Here is a 20,961-nt window from a genome sequence, read left to right on the forward strand (position 1 = left end):
TATTTATGATATTCAAGCATAATAGTAATATATCATATAATAAGATTTTATAATATGAAACATTATACGGTATTTAATTGGATTGAGCGAGGTCTTTATAAGCAAGGTCATGCACTATTAAATTGGTCCCCTGTATTTTTTGCAATTGGGGTCATTGTTTACTTTTTTCTGCCTTATGAAATTCTACCGTGGGAAATCGGGGGCGCTGTCTGTCTGGCCTTCGGGGGCGCGTGGTGGTTGCGCGGTTCGCCATTAGGCGGGCGCGTTGCGCTAGCTGTGCTTTTATGTGCGCTAGGCTGCGCCGATGCGGTTTGGGAGGCGCGGCGAAAACCTGAAATGCCAGCTTTGCCAATGCGTGCTGTAACCGTCACAGGTGTCGTTAAGTCAGTAGAGTTTTTGGCGCCAAGAGACGATGGGGTTCAAGCAGGCCTAGAAGGCGCTGCACGACGTTTGCATGTTGTCGGCGCTATTTTTGATACTCCGAGTGATGTTGGAATGCTCCCTTTACGAAGGGAGTTGACTATAAGACTGCGCGCGGACGATGCGACCGAGGTGTTATCGGGTCAGAAAGTAAGTGTGCGCGCCATATTACGCCAACCGCAGCGGCCAGCATGGCCGGGGGGGCGGGATATGCAGCGTGAGGCGTGGTTCTCGGGTTCTGCGGGCAGCGGCTACGCGCTTGGTTATGCACAAAAGGAAGGCAGACCCGAAGGGGCGTGGCTAAACCGTATTCGGGAAGGTATTGCGCATCGATTTTATGGTGCTTTGCCGGGGCAAGCAGGAGCCATAGCGGCAACTGTCATGGCGGGAGAAAGTTCGCAACTCACCCAGCAAACGCGGGAGGAGTTTTCTGTCTCGGGACTGGCGCATTTATTGGCTGTTGCTGGGTTGCATCTTGGTTTGGTGATGGCCGGTGTGATGACTTTTATAAGAGTTATGATGCCGCTTTCGGAGCGAGCAGCTTTGTATTGGCCATGTAAAGAAATAGCGGTTCTCGGGGGTTTTCTTTTTGGCGCATTTTATGTGCTGATTACGGGCGCGCATTTGCCAAGCGTGCGAGCCTTGGGCATGGCTGGCTTATTCGTGGTTGCTTTGCTGTGTGGCCGGAAAGTTATGTCCATGCGCTCTCTGGCAGTTATCGCAATGTGCATTTTGGTTGTGACACCCAGCGCTGTTTTGGATGTGTCTTTTCAAATGTCTTTTGCTGCCGTGATGGGGCTTATTGCAGGTTATGAAGCTTTACGTGCACCGCTATTAGCGCTCCGTGGTGAGGGGCAGCTTTGGCGCAGTGTTCTTGTGCATCTGGTCATGCTGGCTGCAACGTCTGTATTCGCAGGTCTAGCCACTTTACCTGTCAGTATGGCGCATTTTGGGGCGTTCCAGCCGTGGTTTGTTTTTGCCAACATGGTGGCCGTTCCGCTTATGGCAGTGTGGGTTATGCCGTTAGGGATCATATCAGTTTTACTGATGCCGCTGCACCTTTCTCATCTGCCTCAGAGAGGAATGGGGCTGGGAATAGAGTGCATTCAGTGGCTGGCAGAGCATGTAGCGCAGTGGCCATATGCGCATGTACCCGTGCCAGCGATGCCTAGTTGGGGGCTGTGCGGCGTTATGCTTGGCTTATCCGTGCTTTGCTTATGGCGCGGCGTCGCGCGTTGGGCGGGTATTGTGCCGATTATTTTGGGGCTGTTGAGCGTCAACGTAATGAGGCCCCTCATGCTGGTAGCACCAGATGCTGGGGTTATGGCTATACGCAGTGGCGCCGTGCTGCAGGTTGGGCCGGTTGGCGGGTTGGATCGGTTTGTGCTGGAGCAATGGCAGCAGGCCCTAGCATTGAGGGCGGTGCCTATGCCGACAGCTTGCCAAGAGGGTCTGTGTCGTATTTCACTTGAGGGGCAAGTTTTTTTGCTCAGGACGAAGGATCGTACAGATGGTTATACCGCTCCGTCGTCTGAGTTATGCAAAGACGTCACGCTTTTCGTGAGTGTTTCACCTGCGCGCGGGGCATGTCCAGGGTCTGTTCAAATTGATCGGTTTGCGGTGTGGCGTGACGGTGCTTTTGCGGTTTACCCTGCGCGTGGTGGGAGTGTGCGCCTTGTTTCTGCGCGTATGGCACAGGGGGACCGTTTATGGGTCCCGCCTGTAGGGTGGCGTGGTGTACCTACCTTACCTTTGGCAAATGCAGAATGACTTGCACATGGGAGATTTCCTTATTCTCAGCGAAGCTGGCCTGATGTTTGGAGTGCCAGCAATTCCTCTGGCAAAGGGAGGTGTTCGGTTTCGGTCTCTGCTGCCCCTAGATGTGTTTTGACAGGTAGTACCCCTGCCCAAACGGGGTAAGAAGCATCGTTGTGGTCAGCAGGTGGGCCTGATCGCACCTTGGCTGTTGCTTCTTCTATGTCGAGGTAAAGGACGGCGGTTGCTTTTAATTCTTGCGCGGTCATGGGGCGCAGGCTGTCCCACCTGTTTGGGAACAGGTCGTCCATCATGGCTTTGAGGGCAGCCTCAATATCGTTGGTATTTTCTAACACTGTTGCGCGGCCAAAAACCATGGCGGATCGGTAATTGGCAGAATGATTGAAAGCGGAGCGTGCCATAACGTAACCGTCAAAGAGGCTGACGGTTAAGCATACGCGCTGCCCCGCGGCCTTACGTAAAAAACGACTTGCTGCCGAGCCGTGCCAGTACACACGGTTGCCAACACGCCAGTGTATGGTCGGTGTGACGTAAGACTCGCCATCTATGACGTAACCAACATGGCAGATCGGAGCGGCATCTAAGACCTCGTGTACGGCCGAGTGTGCATGACTGACGCGGTTATGGGAGCGTCTGCCCCGGCTCCGTTCGGTAATGGGGTAGGTAAGTTCGGTCATGGCAATCTCCTCTTATCAGGAGACTGTTTCAAAAAAGTGGTATTCAGTATGCTGCCACTTGTGAAAAAAATATGAGTCCGCTTATGTGGCCTTATGGATGATTTACCGTGGTTAACGCTCAATTTTGCATCTGACATCACATTAGAGCAGCAAATTCACGATGCTCTGCGCGGCGGCATTTTGGCGGGTAAGTTGAGGGCAGGGGATGTGCTACCATCCACTCGTGCTTTGGCCGCGTCTTTCGGGGTTGCGCGCTCGACGGTCATACGCAGTTACGACCGTCTGCGTGCGGCGGGTTATGTTGTGGGGCAATCTGGCTCAGCAACGCGTGTCGCTGATCTGCCGTCGTTGGATACTGGTGGAGATGGTGAGGGCGATACCGCAGAGAACGCTCTCGTGCCGCAGTTGATGCATGGTTTGAAGGTCCGGCCGTTTGCTCCCGGCGTGCCTGACATAAGCAATTTTCCCAGTAAGGTGTGGGCACGTTACCTAGGAGCGCGAGCCAGAAATTTACGGCTGCATGACCTTGGTTATAGCGAAGCAAATGGGATTTATGCGCTGCGCTCAGCAATTATTGAGCATGTTACGCGCTCCCGCGCTGTGCATGCAGATGCAGAGCGCGTAATCATTATGCCCTCAGCAGCGGCAATCATCGATTTTCTGGCAAGCTTGGTGCTGGGTGCACGGAAAGCAGTCTGGGTCGAGGAGCCCGGATACGTCAAAGCGCGTGAAATATTGCAGGCACGTGGAGCCGAAATTATACCCGTGCCATGCGATGAGGAAGGAATTATCCTCCCAGACAGCGGGGTGGAAGAGCCTGCTTTGATTTACGTTACCCCGTCACATCAATACCCGACAGGTGTGACGATGAGCTTGCCGCGGCGCCTTCAACTGCTTGAGGCTGCGAAGCGTTTCGATGCTGTGATTATCGAGGATGATTACGATAGCGAATTCCATTATTCGGGCCGCCCTGTCGCATCGTTACAAGGGATCGATCAACATATGCGCGTGGCGTATGTGGGGACTTTTTCCAAGACATTGGCGCCGGGCGTACGCGTCGCTTACGCTATTCTACCGCCGTGGATTATGGAGCGTGCCTCAGCAGCAATTCATCGGGGTGGCGGGGCTGTGCCGATTCACGTTCAGGCGGCTTTGGCGGATTTCATACGTGACGGACATTTTCGCGCACATGTCAGGCGCATGAAGGCTCTATACGAAGTCCGAATGAAGGCTGCGCGCGAGGTAATGTCAGCTTATTTTGATGTGGGGGCAGGAGGTGGTGGATTACAATTTGCTGCGTATTGCCGTGACCAAAGGATCGATGAGAAGGATTTGGTAGCGTTTTTGAATGCTCGCAACATTGCCGTCAGGGCGTTATCAAACTTCTACATAGGTGAAGATAGGCATGGTCTCGTTGTTGGAATCGCTAATATTGGTCAGAAAGAGTTACAAAAATTTATAAAAGAAATGAAAGATTTATACTCCGATAAAATATAGCTTATTTATATATATTTCTAATATAAAAGGATAAATTCTAGAATGTTAAAGAGATATTTATCTGCGCTTTGTATTATTCCATTAGTGTGGGCTGGCGGGGCGTCTAAGGCTTGGGCGTCAGCTGGTGAAGCGCGTTTTAAAATTGAGGAAGTTGCGGGCCATCGCCCCATTGCTGTCGCGGTGATGAACGGTGTTCCACTCAAAATGATGGTGCACTCAAACGCGGCTTTGTTCTTGCAGGTTGGCCATGGATTAGCTTCGCGCATCGGTGTTGAAAATATGCACCATCATGGGCAGTACGGGATAGCGGCTGTTGGGCGTTTGAGTAATCTCGGGCGTGATGAAGGAACGATAAAATCGCTGAAGGTTGGGAGTTCTAATATGGAAAATGTACCCGCTTCAGTTTTTGAAACACCAACGGCAGCGACTTACGGAATGCTTGGCCTTGGCTGGATCAACCGTTCTCGCCTCGTGATTGATTATCGGAATAACAAGCTTTTTATAGAGCCAACTCCTCAAACTATAACCACTTTGAAGCAAGAGCTCGTCAAAGAAGGTTATGCAGCTATACCTATGCAGGAGACGCTGGGTAAACCTTTCACGGTTGACGTCACGATTGGTGAGGCGACGCGGGCGATGGTTGTAAGTACCGTTGCTGAATTGATCATAGACAGCGCTTTTGCAGAGGCCGCGCATGTAGGGGCTGGCGATAAAGTGGGTACTTTTGGCGGCCCTAAAGGCGCAACAGGTGGCGTTTATTCTACGGCAGCTCCGGTAGAATTACGTATTGGTAGTTGGCGCTCCGGCCCAACAGCTAATGGAACACTTGAGGATACGTATACGTATAGCGGAGAGACGCGGCCTGTAGACCCAAGGCAGGCTCTTGGTGGGGCGCTCGGTGGGGACTTTATGATTAAGCATCGTGCCGTCATCGATTTTGGTAATGATCTTTTATACCTGAAAAAATAATATTCAGTCCGCGTGTGAACAATTGGGGTGAGAGGGCCTAGCGGGTGAGGCGCTCTCGCTGTTGGTCTATTGCACGTTGGAAAATTGAAGTGTCGCCGAGTGCTCGGGAGAGAATAATAGCGCCTTGAATGTTTAGGATGGTTTCCTCTGCCAAAAGCTGGGCAATAGAGGGGGGATGGCCGTTTTCTCGCAAGGTAAAGGCTAATACGTCGATCCAGCGTGAGAAAAAATGGGTGATAGCCTGCGCGAAAGGGTCATGCCTTTTACTGATTGCCAGCATTCCCATCAGGCATATTCGCTGCCCGGCGTGGAAATAACGCGCGACAGCCTCCAGCATACAGATAATAGCTTCGTAGTGGTTTTTAGATGTTGAGAGTGGTGTATAGAGATGGGTTTCAAACCAAGCCTCAATGTCCGCTAAAACACTGGACATCATCTCGGCTTTGCCGCCGGGGAAAAGGTTATATAGGCTGCCTTTACCCAAGCCGGTAGCATGGGTAATCACGCTCAGACTGGCGCCTTCGTAACCGTATTCACGAAAAACTTCCGCAAGTTGAGAGAGTATTTCTCTACGGTCGGCATTTGCCTTCATGTTAGGCTTTGGCATGTTTAAAGGCCTAAATCGCTCAGGCCCGGATGCCCATCGGGACGCCTCCCAAGAGGCCAATGAAATTTGCGTTCCTGCTCTGTAATTGAAATATCGTTGATGGATGCGTGGCGCACCTGCATTAGGCCGTCTTCATCGAATTCCCAATTTTCATTGCCGTGTGAGCGGTACCATTGGCCATCCGCGTGGCGCCACTCATACGCAAAGCGTACAGCGATGCGGTTATTTGCGTGGGCCCAGACTTCTTTTATGAGGCGGTATTCGTTTTCACGTGCCCATTTTTGTTCAAGGAAACGCACGATCTCCACGTGTCCGGTGAGGAAGGTATCGCGGTTCCTCCATCGGCTATCGGATGAATATGCTCGCGATACCGTGGCCGGATCACGACTATTCCACGCGTCTTCAGCGAGGCGTGCTTTGAGGGCGGCGGTTTCTGCTGTGAAGGGGGGCTGTGGTGGGCGTGGCATGATGCGGTGTTCCGAGATATTTTGTACCGATCAGTACAAAATATCTCGATGATGCTTCGAAGTCTACGAGTATTCGGAATGTCTTAGCCCGGTTCGGCGGTGGGGTAGAGATTACGAGCAACGCGCTCCATCGTGAGGCCTTGGACAATGATGCTAAACACCACGACGCCATAGCAAAGTGGCAGTAGTGAGTCGCGCATAGGGCCGGGTGGCAAACCTAGTGCAAGAGCTACAGAAATGCCGCCGCGTAATCCGCCCCATGTTAGAAGCTTGAGAGAGCGCCCTTTATCCCAGTTGGTAATGTAGTTTGGTAATGTTGCTAGCAGGACGCTAGCACCACGTGAAATAAGTGAGAGTGGAATAACGAGGAGAAGGCTCAGGAAGATTCCTGAATGGACTTTTACTTCAATAATTTCCAAGCCGACCATCATGAACAATAAGATGTTCAGAATTTCGTCCAAGAGCATCCAGGTGGACTCCAGTTCGGCGCGATGTTCAGGTGGTAGGGACTGACGTCCAAAGCGTGTGCCAAAAGTCAGGCCCCCGGTAACAGCGGCAATGGCGCTCGAGAACTCCAGAGAGTTTGCAATGCTGAAGCTGCCTGTTGCTAGGGCGAGGGATGTGAGGAGATGAATGTGTGGGTCGTCTGTTTTGCGTATGCAGAAGAGAGCAATGGTCCCGCAAATTATGCCAGTTACTATGCCGCCGATGGCCTCGTGAAGAAAAGTAAAACCAATGTGGGACGCCGACAGGACGTCGCTATTGCCGGTGGCTAAAGTGAGCACCACCGTGAAAAGAACGACTGCCACGCCGTCATTAAAAAGGCTTTCTCCGGCAAAGAGCGCTTGCAGATCGCCCGGCAGTCCAAGCCGTTTTAGCATTCCAATGACTGATACGGGGTCTGTAGGGGCTAGAATTGCGCCTAAAAGAATACACCACAAAAAGGGTAGGTGCTCACCTGTTAATGGCAGCAGTGCCCATACTGCACTGGCCAGGACAAGTACGGATAAGGTTGTGCCGAGTACTGATAAGGCTGTGATTGATAGCAGGCGAGCCTTAAAATCTGCCATGTTCACCTGCATGGCTCCGGCAAAAAGCAGCAGGGATAGCATGCCATTGAGCAGTGTTTGAGGCAGGTTTAACGCGCCCAGTACGGTTCGGGGTAGGGCTTGCAGGCTGTAAGCCGGAATAAGTGGATCCAAGAGCATCAGGGCAATAGAACTGATAAGTGAGAGTACCAGCACGCCAATAGTCGGGGGCAATCGTAGCGTGTTGTGATTAAGAAGGCTGAAGAATGCTGCAATCGTAAATAAAATGGCCAGAAGGCTGATCGTATCCATGTGATGCTCTTTTGGTCTGGCCTTATTTTACAGGCCGAATGCTGCGAAGTGTATCGTTCAGCGTGGTCGTAAGGCGATCATGCTTGGGAGTAGCGATACGTTGAGAAAGATAAATGCCGTGGTGGCCCGAACAGGTATAGGCAACCCAGCAAGCAATTGTGATGGGAACAGCGTTCGCTGCACCAAAGAGTTCAATACCCATTAATGTGCAGGCAATGGGTGTATTGGCGGCTGCGGCGAAAACTGCGACGAAACCTAGGCCCGCAAACAAATCTGTGGGTGCGTTAAGCAGGCCTGCAAGAGCATGTCCTAGAGCTGCACCAATGAAGAAGAGGGGCGTAACTTCGCCGCCTTTAAAGCCGGTGCTCAGCGTAACCACTGTAAACAGAAGCTTTAATGCCCAACTCCAGTAATCAGTGCTTGGGGCGAAGAAGCCAGAGATTGTAGGGTCCCCGGGAATGGCGGACCAAACACCCAAGCCGAGATAGGCTCGTGTCTGGAATATCCAGACAAGCGCGATGACGGCGCAGCCCCCAATAGCGGCACGAAGCGGGCTGAAAGGAACAAGGCGCTTCATCAAGGCGCCAAATTTGTGGTTTGCCTCAGCAAAAATTAGAGCGACGAGGCCAAAAGCGACCCCCGACAGGGCTGCCTTGGCAAGAAGCAATGGGTGCTGGAACAGCGGTGCTGAAGCGGGGGGCACATAGCTGATGTGGTAAAGGGTATGGTGCGCCCCTAAGCTGTGGCACGTCCAGTCTGCGATGAGGGACGCCAAGAGGCATGGGAGCAGACCTGCATAATCGAGGCGGCCTACGGCCAAGACTTCTAGTGCAAAAATTGCACCGGCGAGGGGGGTGCCAAAGACTGCTCCAAAGCCCGCTGCGACACCAGCCATGAGCAGCAAGCGGGTTTGCGCGTTTGAGAGGTGCAGGTATTTACCAGCTGTGCTTGCGAGGCTTCCTCCCAGCTGCACGGCGGTTCCTTCGCGCCCGGCAGAGCCGCCGAAAAGATGCGTGATGATTGTGCCAAAGAAAACGAGAGGAGCCATGCGTAGCGGCACACCCGCAGATGGCGTATGGATTTCATCGACTATAAGATTATTACCTGCGTCAGACGTACCGCCGAAACGCGCATAAATCCATGCGACAGCAGCGCCTCCGACAGGCAGTAGGTAGAGGATGTTTGGGTAATGAAAGCGGCTTTGCGTCGCCCAATCAAGAAGCCACAGAAACACGGCGCATAGCGCACCAATGGCAGCGGATAAAGGCACTAAAAGCAAAAGCCAAGTCGAGAGACTACGACCCACAGTGCCGATGTTTTTCAGGTTTTGCGAAAAATTGCCGTGCAATTCAGACATGTTTCCTCCGTGCTGCTTTTATAGCGCTTGGTAGGAATCATCGTCCCTTGCGAGGGCAGTTCGGCCCAAAGGCCCGGCAGAAATCCATTACCGTTGGAAACCATGATCGCAAATCCGGGTGGGATTTGTCAATTATTGTGGTTGTGCTGCGGAAAGATAAAACGCCTTTCCCTCATTACGGGGGTGCCCTGTAATGAGGGAGGTTGAAAGACTAATCAGGCCATGGCCGCAAGTGTTTGTGCTACCTGTGCGAAAGCTTTAACGGCTTGGTCAATTTCTTCCGAACTGTGAGCTGCCATAACAGAACAGCGCAGAAGCGGGCGGTTATCCGGTGTCGCTGGGGCAGGGACAGGTTCACATACACGCCAGCTTCAAGCAGGGCGTTCCAGAAGGTTACGGCCTCTGGAATGGTCTCTAGCGTTACCGCGATAACGGGCGACACATGCTGGCTGATGGAGAGGCCAGTTGCTTTGAGGCCTGAATGTAGACGCTCTGCATTGTCGTACAATTTTTTGCGGCGCTCGGGCTGTTGCTCAACGGCATCTAGGGTCGCAATGGTTGCTGCGATGATTTCTGGTGGCAGAGAGGCGGTAAACATATAGGGGCGTGAGCAGAGGCGCATGAGGTCCACGCCGTCATGGTCACTGACACAATAGCCGCCAACAGTGCCGAGGGATTTGGAGAAAGTGCCGACAATGAAGTCGATCCCTTTTTCACATCCTTGCACTTCGGCGACGCCGCGGCCTTTTTGGCCTAAGACACCGAAAGAATGTGCTTCGTCCACCATAAGGGCGACGCCGTGCTTTTCTTTGACGGCAACAAACTCAGCGAGTGGGGCGACATTGCCCGTCATTGAGTAAATGCCTTCGACGACGATCAGCTTGGCGCCGGGGTGGTCTTTCACACGGTTCAGGCGTTTGTCGAGGTCTGCGGGGTCATTGTGGCGGAAGCGGATAACCTGCGCGCCAGAAAGTTTTGCGCCGTCGTAAATGCTCGCATGGCTGTCCGCGTCGAGGAACAGGATGTCATCCTTGTTTACCAGCGCGGAGATTGTGCCCAGATTGGCTTGATACCCAGTGGAAAACACCATGGCATGCTTGCGCTCGAAGTATTCAGCCAAGCGTGCTTCCAGCTTGCGGTGTAAGCCAAAAGTACCATTTGCGATACGCGAGCCTGTCGTACCGACGCCCATGCTCCGAACGGTTTCTATGGCCGCTTCTGCCGCTGCTTCAGACTGGCTGAGGCCCATGTAGTTGTTGGTGCCAAAAAGCAGGGTCTCGCGGCCTTCGATGAGGCCGAGTGTCGCTGAGAGAGGGCGTTCAATGACCACTTCAAACGGGTTGCGGGGTGAGAGCGCGCTCAGCCCGTCATAAGCCGTTTTGAGGGCGGCGTGCTTGGCGAAAAGGTCGGTCACGCTTAGCCCTTCAGCCCATTTAGGCAGGTTGCCAGATCATCAATAGTGCGAATATCCGCAAGCTTGTCGAGCGGAACGGAAACGTCGAGCTCGTCTTCAATTTCCATTACAAAGTTCATGACCGCCAGGCTGTCAAAAGCCAGATCTTCAACAATTTTGCTGCTGCCTGTGATGTCGCGGGGGACTTTAGGGTTAGCGAGCAGTTTTTCGATGATCATCTGGGAAATGCTGGATACGTTATCGGTCATGCTTTGTACTCTTAGAGCTTATGGGCAAAATTCAGTGTGTTATGCGGCAGGATACCCCGGGCCGTAAATCCCAAATGCGTATGCCCCCGCTCTGTGGCGGGGGTATGGCATTTTAAGCGGCAGAGTGCTCTGCATCTTCAAATGCGCCGGATAGCAGCATTGCTTTTGCTTTGGCACGGGTAAGCTTGCCGGAGGAGGTTTGGGGCAATGTGCGGGGGGGTACCAGAACAACGCGGACATCAACGCCATGATCACGACGGAACAGCGATGTAAGGTCGTTCGTCAGGCGGTCGCGCATGGTTGGATCACTAGCGCGGCACTGCACGAGGGCAGTAATGGTTTCGCCTTCCTCACCATCAATTGAAAAGACGGCGACATCGCGTGAGCGGAGGCTTTCGATAGCACTTTCGGCGGACCACTCAAGGTCTTGCGGCCAAATGTTGCGCCCATTGATAATAATAAGATCCTTGGCGCGCCCTGTGATGATAATTTCACCATCCAGCATGTAGCCAAGGTCACCTGTGTTCAACCAGCCTTGTGCGTCCAGAACAGCATCTGTTTCGTCTTGGCGGCCAAAATACCCTACCATGAGGCTGGGCCCACGGACGTAAACGGTTCCGACGCGCCGGTCTGGGAGCGGGTTGCCGTGTTGGTCACGTACTTCAATGGCATGTTCAGGCAGAGCGCGGCCACAGCGTACGAAGGTACGCAATGCATAAGACGGGTCGTTGCACTGCACAGCGATTCCCGTGCTTTCCAAGCGGCGCAGGTCTACGGTGTCGGTTTGGACGCCGTTATTCAGTGGGGCAAAACTAATGGCCAAAGTGGCTTCAGCCATGCCGTAGCTGGCGACAAAGGCTTTCCCGCTAAAACCATTTGCCGCGAAACGCTCTGAAAACTCTTCGAGGATGTGAGGGCGGATCATGTCGCCGCCAATTCCTGCAATGCGCCAGCGTGACAGGTCCAACTCTGCAGCGCCGTTGCGGCGTGAGCAAAGCTCAAAGCCAAAGGATGGGCTGTAGGCGATGGTACCTTTATTGCGGCTGATGAGGTCAAGCCAGACATGCGGGCGCCGCGCGAATTCCCGCGTTGGAAGAAGGTCCACAGACAGCTGGCAGGTCATGGGCGTCAGGAAAAACCCGACGAGGCCCATGTCATGATAGAGGGGGAGCCACGAAACGCAGCGATCATCTTCTGTATCAGACGAGGGGCGGACCTGCAGGCCATCGTGAGCGATAGCGCGAGCATTTGCCATACCTGCTGTTTGGGTAACAGACACGCCCATAGGAAAGCGGGTGCTGCCAGAAGAGAACTGGAGATAAGAGAGACCGTCCGCTTTAATGGTCGGCAAGGAGATCTCTGGAGCATCGTGCGCGCTGAGTTCGGCAGGGGAGCCGCCGAAAACGAGGTCCAGCCCGTCAATAATTTCAGTGGTCCAGCCACCGATCACATCCGGTACGATGACGGCGCGTGCGCCCGCGCTGCTGATCATGCCGCGCAGGGTCGCGATGTAGCCGTCACGCCCGCCGAAGGCCACCGGGAGAGGCAACGGTGCAGGGACGAGGCCCGCATATTGGCAGCCGAAAAAAATGCGGGCGAAGTCACCGTCGCTTTCAGCCACGATGGCAACACGGTCGCCTTGTGTTAGCCCAAGGTTGAGCAGTCGGCGCGCCATGGCAACGGCCTGCACTCGGAGGGTACGGTACGGCAATGCCTCAAGCAGTTGCCCGCGTCCTGAGTATATGTTGAAGCCACTCTCGCCTTGTGCCGCATAGTCCAGAGCTGCAGGGAAGCTCGGGAAATCACCGTAGCGTCGGTCTATACCTGAGCGGCTCGGGGTGGGCTGTGCCGGTGTGGAAGGCTGGTGTGGTTGTTGGGTGGCTTCGGTCAAACCTGGACTCGCTTCTTTAGAAATGCCGGTTTCAGAAATGCCGGGCATTATACGGCTCGTTGCAAGAAGGCGACTATGGCGTCTGCCCCGATTGGAGCGGTTGCTTTGTCGCCGTGTGTTTCAAAAGTGTCATACAGATACTGACGCTGTGTCTCAAGAAACTCAGGATGCGTTCTGAAAGCGTGAGCAATAGACGCGTGAGGGTCGTCGAGGGTTTCTAACACAGGGCCAAGTGTCCATGACAAATAATTTGGATCGCTTCTCCAAGCAACATGGTGTGCATTCAGGAAGAGACAAGGCCTCGGTTTAAGGACAAATTCGGCAGCTTGGCTGGACACATCACCTATGTAGAGGTCTGCAGCCAAGGTGTAGGTCATGTCGATACTGCGTTGGCTGCCGGTGTCTATGATAAGGTGCGGAACGTTTCCGTAGCGGTTGCGCAGCCTTTCAGCGTCACGTCTATTGTTGTCGAAAAGTCGGAAATGTGGCGCGAAAACCACATTAAATTCATCTTGCCGTGCGAAATATTCGAGAAGTTTCTCGCCCATAATAGGCCAAGATGAAAAACGTTTTACAAAATGGGGGTTGTAGAGCAGCGTCGGGCGCTGAGTTTCAAACAGTTTTGTGGGCTTGTTTTGTAGCCGTTTCACTATGTCAAATTTGCCATATACTCCACGGCAATAATCGCCGGGCCGGGCTATGCCTTCGGCAAGCATGCGTTGTTCGACCTTCTGCCCGGGCAGAAGAAGGAAGTCGAATTTTTTCAAATGTTGAGCGAAGCCTATTGCGCGATCGCCGGCTCCGTGCCCAGTCCACACCATGCGTGGTTTTTTCACGCCCATGTGCCGCAGGTAAAGTGATGTTGCCTCAGGCACAATAATGGCATCGAAAGTATTGAGATAGTGGCGGGAGCGGAAGAGGCCGTAAAGACGGTCAATGACGCGTAGGCCACGTGTTTCTATGCGCTCGCGGTGGCGTGGGGAAAGCGGCAGCAGCGTGAGGCGAGGGCGGGATTCCGGGTAAAGCTGCGCGATGAATTGTGCCAGCTTGAAATGGCCCGGTGTGAGGCACGCAATATCGACGGAGATGTTTGGGTGCCGCGCTGCCAGCTCAAATGCGATGGGGAGTGCGTGTAGCGCTTGGTGTTGTTGCGCTATGAGCGGGAAAACGACCTTTTTATCAGGCATTTATTTTGCCCGTCTTTGTGTGCAGCGGCGTACGGAGGACGAATACGAGCTGAATACAAATGAGCAAAGTGACGCCGGCGAGAGTGGTGGGGCCGACGCCATTCAGGCCGTATTTTTGCACAACCAATATAAGGCCGGGCAAGAAAAGGATGCATTCTAGGCAGCGGGCGATAATGGCTGCGTCAGAGCGGTCAATGGTAAAGAGAAGTGGCTCAAGGGGAAGTCCCCATACAGTCACGACCTCGGCTGCCAGCAGCCACAGTGTGACGGGTAAGGTTTCAATCGCGCCACTCGGGCCGATGTAGAGGCGCAAAAGGGGCTCGCCAGCAAAAAATGTTATGAGGAGCAATGCGGTGCCGATGGCACCTGCGGTCAGCGCAACCTGCACCGTGAGGCGCCTGAGACGTGACATGGCGCGGTCTCGCCACAAGCGGGCCATTTCTGGGTAGACTGTGGTTTGAATGAGGGTTGCGGGCTTGGCTATTCCAGCGGCTATCTGGCTGGCGATGCGGTAATACCCGGCGCTGGCTGGCCCGACAAATGCCCCTACTACCAGTGTGCCGATATGCCCAAAGGCGAGAGCCAGCGTTGAATTGATGTTCGTAGAAAAAACAAAGCGCCACAAACGCGGATAATTGCGCGAAAAGCGGCGATGGGCGAGATCACATACTACACTGTAAAATGCTTCCCTGAAGCCAATATGCGTTTCTCTGCGGATCATTTCGCTGAGGGCCATGAAAGAGATCGTTGCCCATGCTGCGACTTCGGCTAGGAACCAAACAGCAGCCAAGAAGGCCACGGATGGGCCTGCCAGAAGCATGGCAGCCGTGCCAATGACACGGATAAATGTCGCGACTGTCCCCTGAACGGCTAGCAGGTCATAGCGGTTGAAAACGCGTAGAAGACCCGTAGGCGTGGCGGAAGCCATAAATAAAATGGAAAAGCAGTACAGAATACCAATCCGATGGATTTCAGGAGGCCATCCGAGGGAGTGCATTGCAAAGACGCTTATCATGACGCCGATGACTAGCCCGGCAATGCCGCCGCTTATATCGAGTAAAAGACTAAAAGCGACGATGCGTTGAAACTCACGCCGGTTCCCATCCGTTAAAGGGCGCAGACCGTATTGCAGAACTGTTTGCCAAGACTGAAAGTCAACAACGTCACCAATCGTTCGGGCGAAGGCGTACATCATGGCGATCAGGCCGAAGCCGTAACTGCCAAGCAAGTGCGTAGCGAGGCCTATATGTACAAGGCTCAACGGTGCATTAACTGCACGGCCGCCAAGTAGTACACCGAGATTACGCATGACACGGCGGACGCCACCCGGCTTGAGCGATTGTGTTGGGAGGTTGGACTCCGGCATCAGTAGGGCGAAACTTTCATAAAACATCGGCCATCACAATGATGGATGGCACCATATATAGGGACGCCGAGAAGAATCGAAACGGGGTGGACCGAAGCAATATTGCATTTTCGCGGCAAGTCGGTACCGATGACAATCTAATGTATTTTTCGCTTTGGTTCTACATTCATGCTCGCATCTGCCCCAAAAGACCATCGGCTTCTACCTCCCGCACAGGCTATGGCAGGGGCTTGGCTCACCATTGACCGTGGTGTCCTCGCTGATAATTATCGCCACCTTGATGCATTGTCGGGTGATGCGGAATGCGCTGCGGTTATCAAGGCTGACGGGTACGGGTTGGGTGCGGAGCAGATTGCTCCTACGCTTTATGAGGCGGGCGCAAAGACCTTTTTTGTGGCGCATCTGGTAGAGGGAATTCGCCTGCGGCCGGTTGTGCCCGAAGCGCGTATCTTCGTTTTGCACGGCTTCATGCCCGGCTGCGCCAAGCTACTACATGAACATAATTTGATTCCGGCGTTGAACGACGTCGCACAAGTTCGTGAATGGGCCGCATTGGGGGCGGATCACGGGCAGGCCTTGCCGTGTGCTGTTCAAGTAGATAGCGGCATGTCTCGCTTTGGCTTGTCTGCGGAAGATATTGCAGAGGAAGGCCTTTTTGATGGTGTTGCGCCCTGTCTGGTGATGAGTCATCTGGCGTGTGCAGACACACCTGAAAATCCGGCCAATGCGGCTCAACGGCAGAATTTTCTGGCGATGGCCGAGTATTTTCCAGGTGTTCCACGCTCATTGGCTGCGTCTTCAGGCATTTTCCTTGGGCCAGATTACCATTTTGAATTGGTACGGCCCGGAGCGGCTTTATATGGTGTCGCACCCAATGATGATACGCCGTCGTTAGGGCAGGTTGCTCGGCTAATGGCTCGGATTACGCAAATCCGGACGGTCCCTGCGGGTGGGCGTATCGGTTATGGCCTGACATGGGAGGCTCAAAGGCCGACACGCGTCGCTACGCTTGGCATTGGCTATGCTGATGGTTTCTTCCGCGCGCAGGCAGGTAGCGCGGCTGTCTGGTATGGCGAGCAGCGACTGCCTTTGCTGGGACGTGTTTCGATGGATAGTATCTCGGTCGATTTGACCAATGCGCCAGTAGATTTAGAGCCGGGCGATGTTGTTACTGTACTGGGTGCACAGCAGAGCGTGGATGCACTCGCCGCGAGTGGTAAAACAATTGGCTATGAAATTCTAACGTCTCTTGGTGCGCGGTTTTATCGCGTTTACCTTTAAGCGTTTTCAAGCGCGGCATAGCTGTGGGAGCGTGTGCCGCGCTTGGACGATTGATTAGAACGATACGTCGACTTGACCGCCAAATTGGCGCGCTTCGTTGATGTAGCCTTGTATGCCGGTTGTTACGTTCAAAGTCTGGTCATACACGTATTGCTTGTTAAAGAGGTTGCGGGTCCAGACGGAGAATGTTGCACTCGCGGAGCTGTTGGCAACTTTGACATGGGCAATAGCTATGCGGCCGTTAACGATCAGGCCGCTATTGCCTTTGGGTTGGTAGACATTGCGCGGGTTGTTTGGGCCAATATACACAGGGTCTGTCGAGCTGGAGTAGAAGCCGGAATTGATGTTGCCATCAAGATGGGCAAGCAAGGTAAACTTCTCAAATGGCCGAGTATAGTTGATTTGCGCGCTGCCGGAATGTGCCGGCGTAACGACCTGATAAATAGGCACTAAAGTTGAAAGAATGGTGCCATTCGCATTGGGGTAAGGGTTGGCAGTAGGCGGGATATGGACGTGGTTATATGCGTAAGAAAGTCCGATCTCGACGCCTTTATATGGAATAAAGGTCAACTCTGCTTCGGTTCCGCTGACATTGCCATCGCCGGGCGCGTTGAAGGTTGAAATTGTTGTCCGGTTTGTCCGCTGATTGCCCAACTGGTAAGGGCGCTGGAAGTCGACCTGGATGTCCTTGTAAATGCCGTAATAGCCTGTGGCATTGAAGCGAACATGGTGGTTGAAAAACTCTGATTTAAAGCCGCCTTCAAACATGGATATCGTTTCGGGGGCGAAGGCGTCGTAATTTTGGGAGCGAGAGTTTGCACCACCAGATTTATAGCCAGTGCTCCATTTTACGTAAGTGTAAATGTTTTTTGCAGCGTCGAAGCCGAGGTTGACCATGGGGTCAACGCGCGACCAGCTTGCCTCGAGCGGGATTGCGCCGCTGACGTTGTTACGGTTGACCGGAAGTGCTCCGTTAACGGTCAGCAGATGTCCGTCTTTTGAGTCACGGGACCAGCGTAGACCGCCAGTGAGGTGAAATCTTTCGCTCAAGATGGATGGTGTATAAGTAGCCTGCCCATAAACACCGAGGCTGGCTGTATTTACCCGGCTGGCGCGATCGATCCGCTGGAGTGCATAATTTGTGTATGCAGGGCCGGTGAGTAGTTGATACGCGCTGCCAGCGGCGTTTGTGAATTGATTGGTGTAGAAGGCTTGTGCGTTGTCGCTAACGGTCTCATGGTAATAGAGGAAGCCGCCGACATAGCGCAGGTGCGGAAGGTCACCGATAGCCTGTATTTCTTGGCTGATTTGGTGCTGTTTGAATGCCGCTAAACTATAACGGCTAAATGTATAGTTGGTAAAATCGCCGCTCGTATTCGACATGCTGGAAGATACGGCAGCATTATCATATTGAGATTGTGAGAGTTCGCGGTAAGCGGTAATGGATTTTAATGTCAGGTATTTAGGGAGTGCTTGCCATTCTGCTGTGAAGCGATGGCCGTTACTTTTGCCGACACTAGGTTGTTCGGGTGTGCCAACGGCAGACCGTTTAACGCGCGATGTCTCTAAAATTCCTAAAGCCGCCTGCTTGTTCGTACCATTAGCAAGGTGTTGGCTGTAGATTGATGTCGTGCTGTCGTAGTTGTTGTCGTAGGCGTAATCAGCGCTAAAAGTGGATGTTGGGCGCCACAGTGCTTCGACACGAACACCGCGCCGGTCGTACTGATTGAAGCCACTGGCACCGGAGAGTGGGTTTTCGGTTAGAGGATCCCGGTGTGCGGTCATAGCATCAATTTTAACGGCTATATCGTGGAAAGCCGGAAGATCGACGTGGAGTTCGCCTAAGTTGCTGCCGTAATTGCCGATACTGCCGCTGGTACGAACTTTAAATTTACCAGAAGGCCGGCGTGTGATGATATTGAGAGCGCCGCCTTCAGTGTTCCGGCCGAACAAAGTCCCTTGCGGTCCCTTGAGGACTTCAATGCTTGCGACATCTAGCATCGCTGCGCCAAGACCTTGGGGGCGGCCGAAATACACGCCGTCAATATAAACGCCAACGCCTTGGTCTCGTGCTGGCTGGTTGCTATCACCCAGCACGCCAACGCCACGGATATTTACAATCAGGGCGGAGCTACGTCCGGCGAAGGGTTCGATGTGCAGGGAGGGAATGGAGCCATCTGCTAGATTTACAAGTGAAATGATGTGTCGGTCAGCAAGCCCTTTGGCGTTCATCACAGAAATGGAAATGGGTGTTTTTTGTAAATTTTCAGGTCGCTTTTGGGCAGTGACAACAATGTCCTCTAGTCCGCCATTATGCGATTTTGCCGGTGCGTGCGCGGCATTGGCTTTTTTCGGTAATGGCATTCTATTTGGAGGGGCGGCCGGAGATTTATTAGAGTATCCTGTATGTGTTGTGTGGTTTTTTTTCACCTTATCCTGAGCATTTGATATATTTATAGTAAATGACAGGGCTGTAGATAAAAGTAATATAGATGTTTTTTTCATTTCTAAGCCAAATTATTGAGGTTATTTAAGGTATGGCTAGAGTTTTTACTTATAAATATAAGTAAATTTAATCTAAATCCATATTAATACTGATGATTGAAATATTTCATAATTTTAAAAAAAACAATATGACATTATGTGAAGGTTTTATGGAACACCCTCCCGGCCTGACATGGCAGGGGCGTCGGGAGAGGTTTGTCTCGCTGCATTTAAATATGCTGCGGTTCGTGTTTATTTGGGATTTTTACGTCTTTGAGTAATATAATTGGTTATATCACTCAAAGACGACAGGTATTAAGAGCGCGGTGAGGAGCGATAAGATAGATAAATTAAACGCTTTTGTTCTTTTCTAGCTAATGTAACACTATTGAGTATTAGTCCGCAGGTCAGAGACAGTGCCGCGAGAATGATCAGCCCCGTTGACAAAAGAGCCGTCGGCAATCGTGGAACGAGGCCGATTTTGAGGTAGGTGATAATGACAGGGGTACCGAGAATTAGCGCTAAAAGTATAAGAAAAGAGCTGATCCCTGTGAAGAAAGAGAGTGGTCTTTCCTGTTTCACGAGCTCAACAATAGTTTTTAAAATACGAATTCCATCATAATAGGTGCGTAGTTTGGAGTTCGACCCGGGTGGTCGTTCTATATAGCGTGTTTTTACTTCGCTAATAGGCATATTTAGTTCAAGGGCATGTACAGTTAGCTCTGTTTCGGTTTCAAAGCCGGAAGAGAGGGCTGGGAATGATTTCACAAACCGCCGTGAAAATACGCGATAGCCAGAGAGCATATCGGTCAGACGACGGCCAAAAACCAGCGTGACCATGCCGGTCAAAACGCGATTACCGAGAACATGTCCGCGCCGATAAGCTGCTGTTCGGTCTGTCACTCGTGCAGCATTGACCATGTCCAAACCGTTTTGTTGCGCATGCTCAAGTAGCTTTGGGGCTGCTGCGGCTTCGTAAGTCGCATCACCGTCAACGAGAATATAGTAATCGGCTTCAATGTCAGCGAACATCCGGCGGATGACATGACCTTTGCCTTGCAGGGTTTCGGTGCGGACAATAGCCCCTGCGGATTGCGCGACGGCCACTGTGTTATCGCTTGAGTTGTTGTCGTAAACGTAGATCGGCGTCTCAGGAAGGGCCGCGCGAAATTCGCTGACGACTTGCCCAATGGCCACCTCCTCGTTGTAGCAGGGAATAATGACGACGGCGGTAGGGTGCGACATGATGTGGCTCATAATTTCTGCGCGGAGATAATCGACAGTTCGCTCAGGCGCGTTGTATTTTCGTCAAGGACTTCGCGAATTGCTTGTGTAAGCGGGGAAGCACTCGTGTATTTTGTGCCGTAGCGCAAATTGAAGTCATGTTCAAAATTTGCAGGGTTTTGGCCATTAATATGCTGAGATATTGTCTCGAGCTTGTCGAATGCTTTTGCGAGTTGTCCTTCGGGGCTGGTGGCGTTTTCGTAATCATCCCATAGAGTCAAAAACTCTGACTGTAATTCTGAGGGCAGGGTTGTCATAATGCTTATGAGGTCTGCTCTCTCTTGCGCGCTTTTCCCAGCGGACGCGGCCAGAGAAGTCGCCGGGATGTCGCCGTGTATTGCTTCGCCGAGGTCATGCAGAATACACAGTTTGAAAAGCTTTATGAGGTTGATTTCAGGTGGCAAGTGGTCGGCAAATGTCATCACCATCAGGCACAGGCCCCAGCTATGAGCTGCGGTACTTTCCTGTAGGCCATTGATGGTAAAGGCCCGGCGCATCACTTCTTTAAGACGCGAGGCTTCGCGCAGGAAGGTCAGTCGTTTCTCGATGCTGTCCCGAGAAAGAGCGAGATCTGCGGTTGTGGTCGCGTCCATGGTTCTCCGTTTTTCAGGCCGTTTCTAAATGTGTTTCACTCAGTGTTTAGCATAGTCTTTGCCTGTAGTCTTTAATGTGAGCTTTTGCTGCGCATGTTGCTGT

At 52.7% G+C, this 20,961-nt stretch carries 16 protein-coding genes, 1 pseudogene and 1 riboswitch; of the genes and pseudogenes, 4 read left to right on the plus strand and 13 right to left on the minus strand.

Annotation, left to right across the window (positions count from 1 at the left end):
• Positions 1-54: 54 nt before the first annotated feature.
• Positions 55-2,190: a ComEC/Rec2 family competence protein gene (locus tag D5366_RS07285; protein ID WP_141492910.1), complete on the plus strand. Its 2,136-nt coding sequence runs from the start codon at positions 55-57 to the stop codon at positions 2,188-2,190.
• Between the two features lie 26 nt (positions 2,191-2,216).
• Here the strand turns inward: D5366_RS07285 and D5366_RS07290 are convergent, their stop codons facing one another.
• The gene (locus D5366_RS07290; RefSeq protein ID WP_141492911.1) at positions 2,217-2,873 is read right to left on the minus strand and encodes a pyridoxamine 5'-phosphate oxidase family protein; all 657 of its coding nucleotides are present in this window, start codon (positions 2,871-2,873) and stop codon (positions 2,217-2,219) included.
• A gap of 93 nt (positions 2,874-2,966) precedes the next feature.
• Here D5366_RS07290 and pdxR point away from each other — a divergent pair, with 93 nt between their 5' ends.
• On the plus strand, positions 2,967-4,370 hold the full coding sequence (pdxR, locus tag D5366_RS07295) for a MocR-like pyridoxine biosynthesis transcription factor PdxR (RefSeq protein WP_141492912.1): 1,404 nt from the start codon (positions 2,967-2,969) through the stop codon (positions 4,368-4,370).
• Between the two features lie 42 nt (positions 4,371-4,412).
• Positions 4,413-5,339: a hypothetical protein gene (locus D5366_RS07300; RefSeq protein ID WP_141492913.1), complete on the plus strand. Its 927-nt coding sequence runs from the start codon at positions 4,413-4,415 to the stop codon at positions 5,337-5,339.
• 37 nt (positions 5,340-5,376) lie between these two features.
• On the opposite strand, the gene D5366_RS07305 is transcribed toward D5366_RS07300, so the two are convergent.
• The 9 genes and pseudogenes from D5366_RS07305 to D5366_RS07345 form a co-directional block, all read right to left on the minus strand.
• Positions 5,377-5,946, minus strand: a complete 570-nt coding sequence (locus D5366_RS07305) for a TetR/AcrR family transcriptional regulator (protein ID WP_240775209.1) — start codon at positions 5,944-5,946, stop codon at positions 5,377-5,379.
• 2 nt (positions 5,947-5,948) lie between these two features.
• On the minus strand, positions 5,949-6,413 hold the full coding sequence (locus D5366_RS07310) for a nuclear transport factor 2 family protein (protein WP_141492914.1): 465 nt from the start codon (positions 6,411-6,413) through the stop codon (positions 5,949-5,951).
• 83 nt (positions 6,414-6,496) lie between these two features.
• Positions 6,497-7,753 (minus strand): cation:proton antiporter, encoded by a 1,257-nt coding sequence (locus D5366_RS07315; protein ID WP_141492915.1) that lies wholly within the window; start codon positions 7,751-7,753, stop codon positions 6,497-6,499.
• Between the two features lie 22 nt (positions 7,754-7,775).
• Positions 7,776-9,110 carry a voltage-gated chloride channel family protein gene (locus tag D5366_RS07320; protein WP_141492916.1) on the minus strand — a complete coding sequence of 445 codons (1,335 nt, stop codon included), beginning with the start codon at positions 9,108-9,110 and terminating at the stop codon, positions 7,776-7,778.
• A 24-nt stretch (positions 9,111-9,134) separates the two neighbouring features.
• Positions 9,135-9,211, minus strand: a riboswitch (Fluoride riboswitch).
• Between the two features lie 114 nt (positions 9,212-9,325).
• Positions 9,326-10,524 (minus strand): annotated as a pseudogene (gene spt, locus D5366_RS07325) (serine palmitoyltransferase).
• Between the two features lie 2 nt (positions 10,525-10,526).
• Positions 10,527-10,772, minus strand: coding sequence for an acyl carrier protein (locus tag D5366_RS07330; protein ID WP_141492917.1), 246 nt, complete (start codon positions 10,770-10,772; stop codon positions 10,527-10,529).
• Between the two features lie 112 nt (positions 10,773-10,884).
• Positions 10,885-12,711, minus strand: a complete 1,827-nt coding sequence (locus D5366_RS07335) for a fatty acyl-AMP ligase (protein WP_141492918.1) — start codon at positions 12,709-12,711, stop codon at positions 10,885-10,887.
• Positions 12,711-13,850, minus strand: a complete 1,140-nt coding sequence (locus D5366_RS07340; RefSeq protein ID WP_141492919.1) for a sensor domain-containing protein — start codon at positions 13,848-13,850, stop codon at positions 12,711-12,713. Before D5366_RS07340 ends, D5366_RS07335 begins: the two co-directional genes overlap by 1 nt.
• The gene (locus D5366_RS07345; RefSeq protein ID WP_240775210.1) at positions 13,843-15,243 is read right to left on the minus strand and encodes a lipopolysaccharide biosynthesis protein; all 1,401 of its coding nucleotides are present in this window, start codon (positions 15,241-15,243) and stop codon (positions 13,843-13,845) included. Before D5366_RS07345 ends, D5366_RS07340 begins: the two co-directional genes overlap by 8 nt.
• A gap of 141 nt (positions 15,244-15,384) precedes the next feature.
• Here D5366_RS07345 and alr point away from each other — a divergent pair, with 141 nt between their 5' ends.
• Positions 15,385-16,497: an alanine racemase gene (alr, locus tag D5366_RS07350; RefSeq protein ID WP_141492920.1), complete on the plus strand. Its 1,113-nt coding sequence runs from the start codon at positions 15,385-15,387 to the stop codon at positions 16,495-16,497.
• Positions 16,498-16,551: 54 nt separating this feature from the next.
• On the opposite strand, the gene D5366_RS07355 is transcribed toward alr, so the two are convergent.
• The 3 genes from D5366_RS07355 to D5366_RS07365 all read right to left on the minus strand — a co-directional run bounded on the left by D5366_RS07355 (position 16,552) and on the right by D5366_RS07365 (position 20,858).
• Positions 16,552-18,861 (minus strand): TonB-dependent receptor, encoded by a 2,310-nt coding sequence (locus D5366_RS07355; RefSeq protein WP_205839575.1) that lies wholly within the window; start codon positions 18,859-18,861, stop codon positions 16,552-16,554.
• Between the two features lie 435 nt (positions 18,862-19,296).
• Positions 19,297-20,226 (minus strand): glycosyltransferase family 2 protein, encoded by a 930-nt coding sequence (locus tag D5366_RS07360; protein ID WP_240775211.1) that lies wholly within the window; start codon positions 20,224-20,226, stop codon positions 19,297-19,299.
• 8 nt (positions 20,227-20,234) lie between these two features.
• Complete coding sequence (locus D5366_RS07365; RefSeq protein WP_141492923.1) at positions 20,235-20,858, minus strand: HD domain-containing protein; 624 nt, start codon at positions 20,856-20,858, stop codon at positions 20,235-20,237.
• Between the last annotated feature and the right edge of the window lie 103 nt (positions 20,859-20,961).

Origin of the sequence: Neokomagataea tanensis (assembly GCF_006542335.1) — a bacterium.
GTDB lineage: Bacteria > Pseudomonadota > Alphaproteobacteria > Acetobacterales > Acetobacteraceae > Gluconobacter > Gluconobacter tanensis.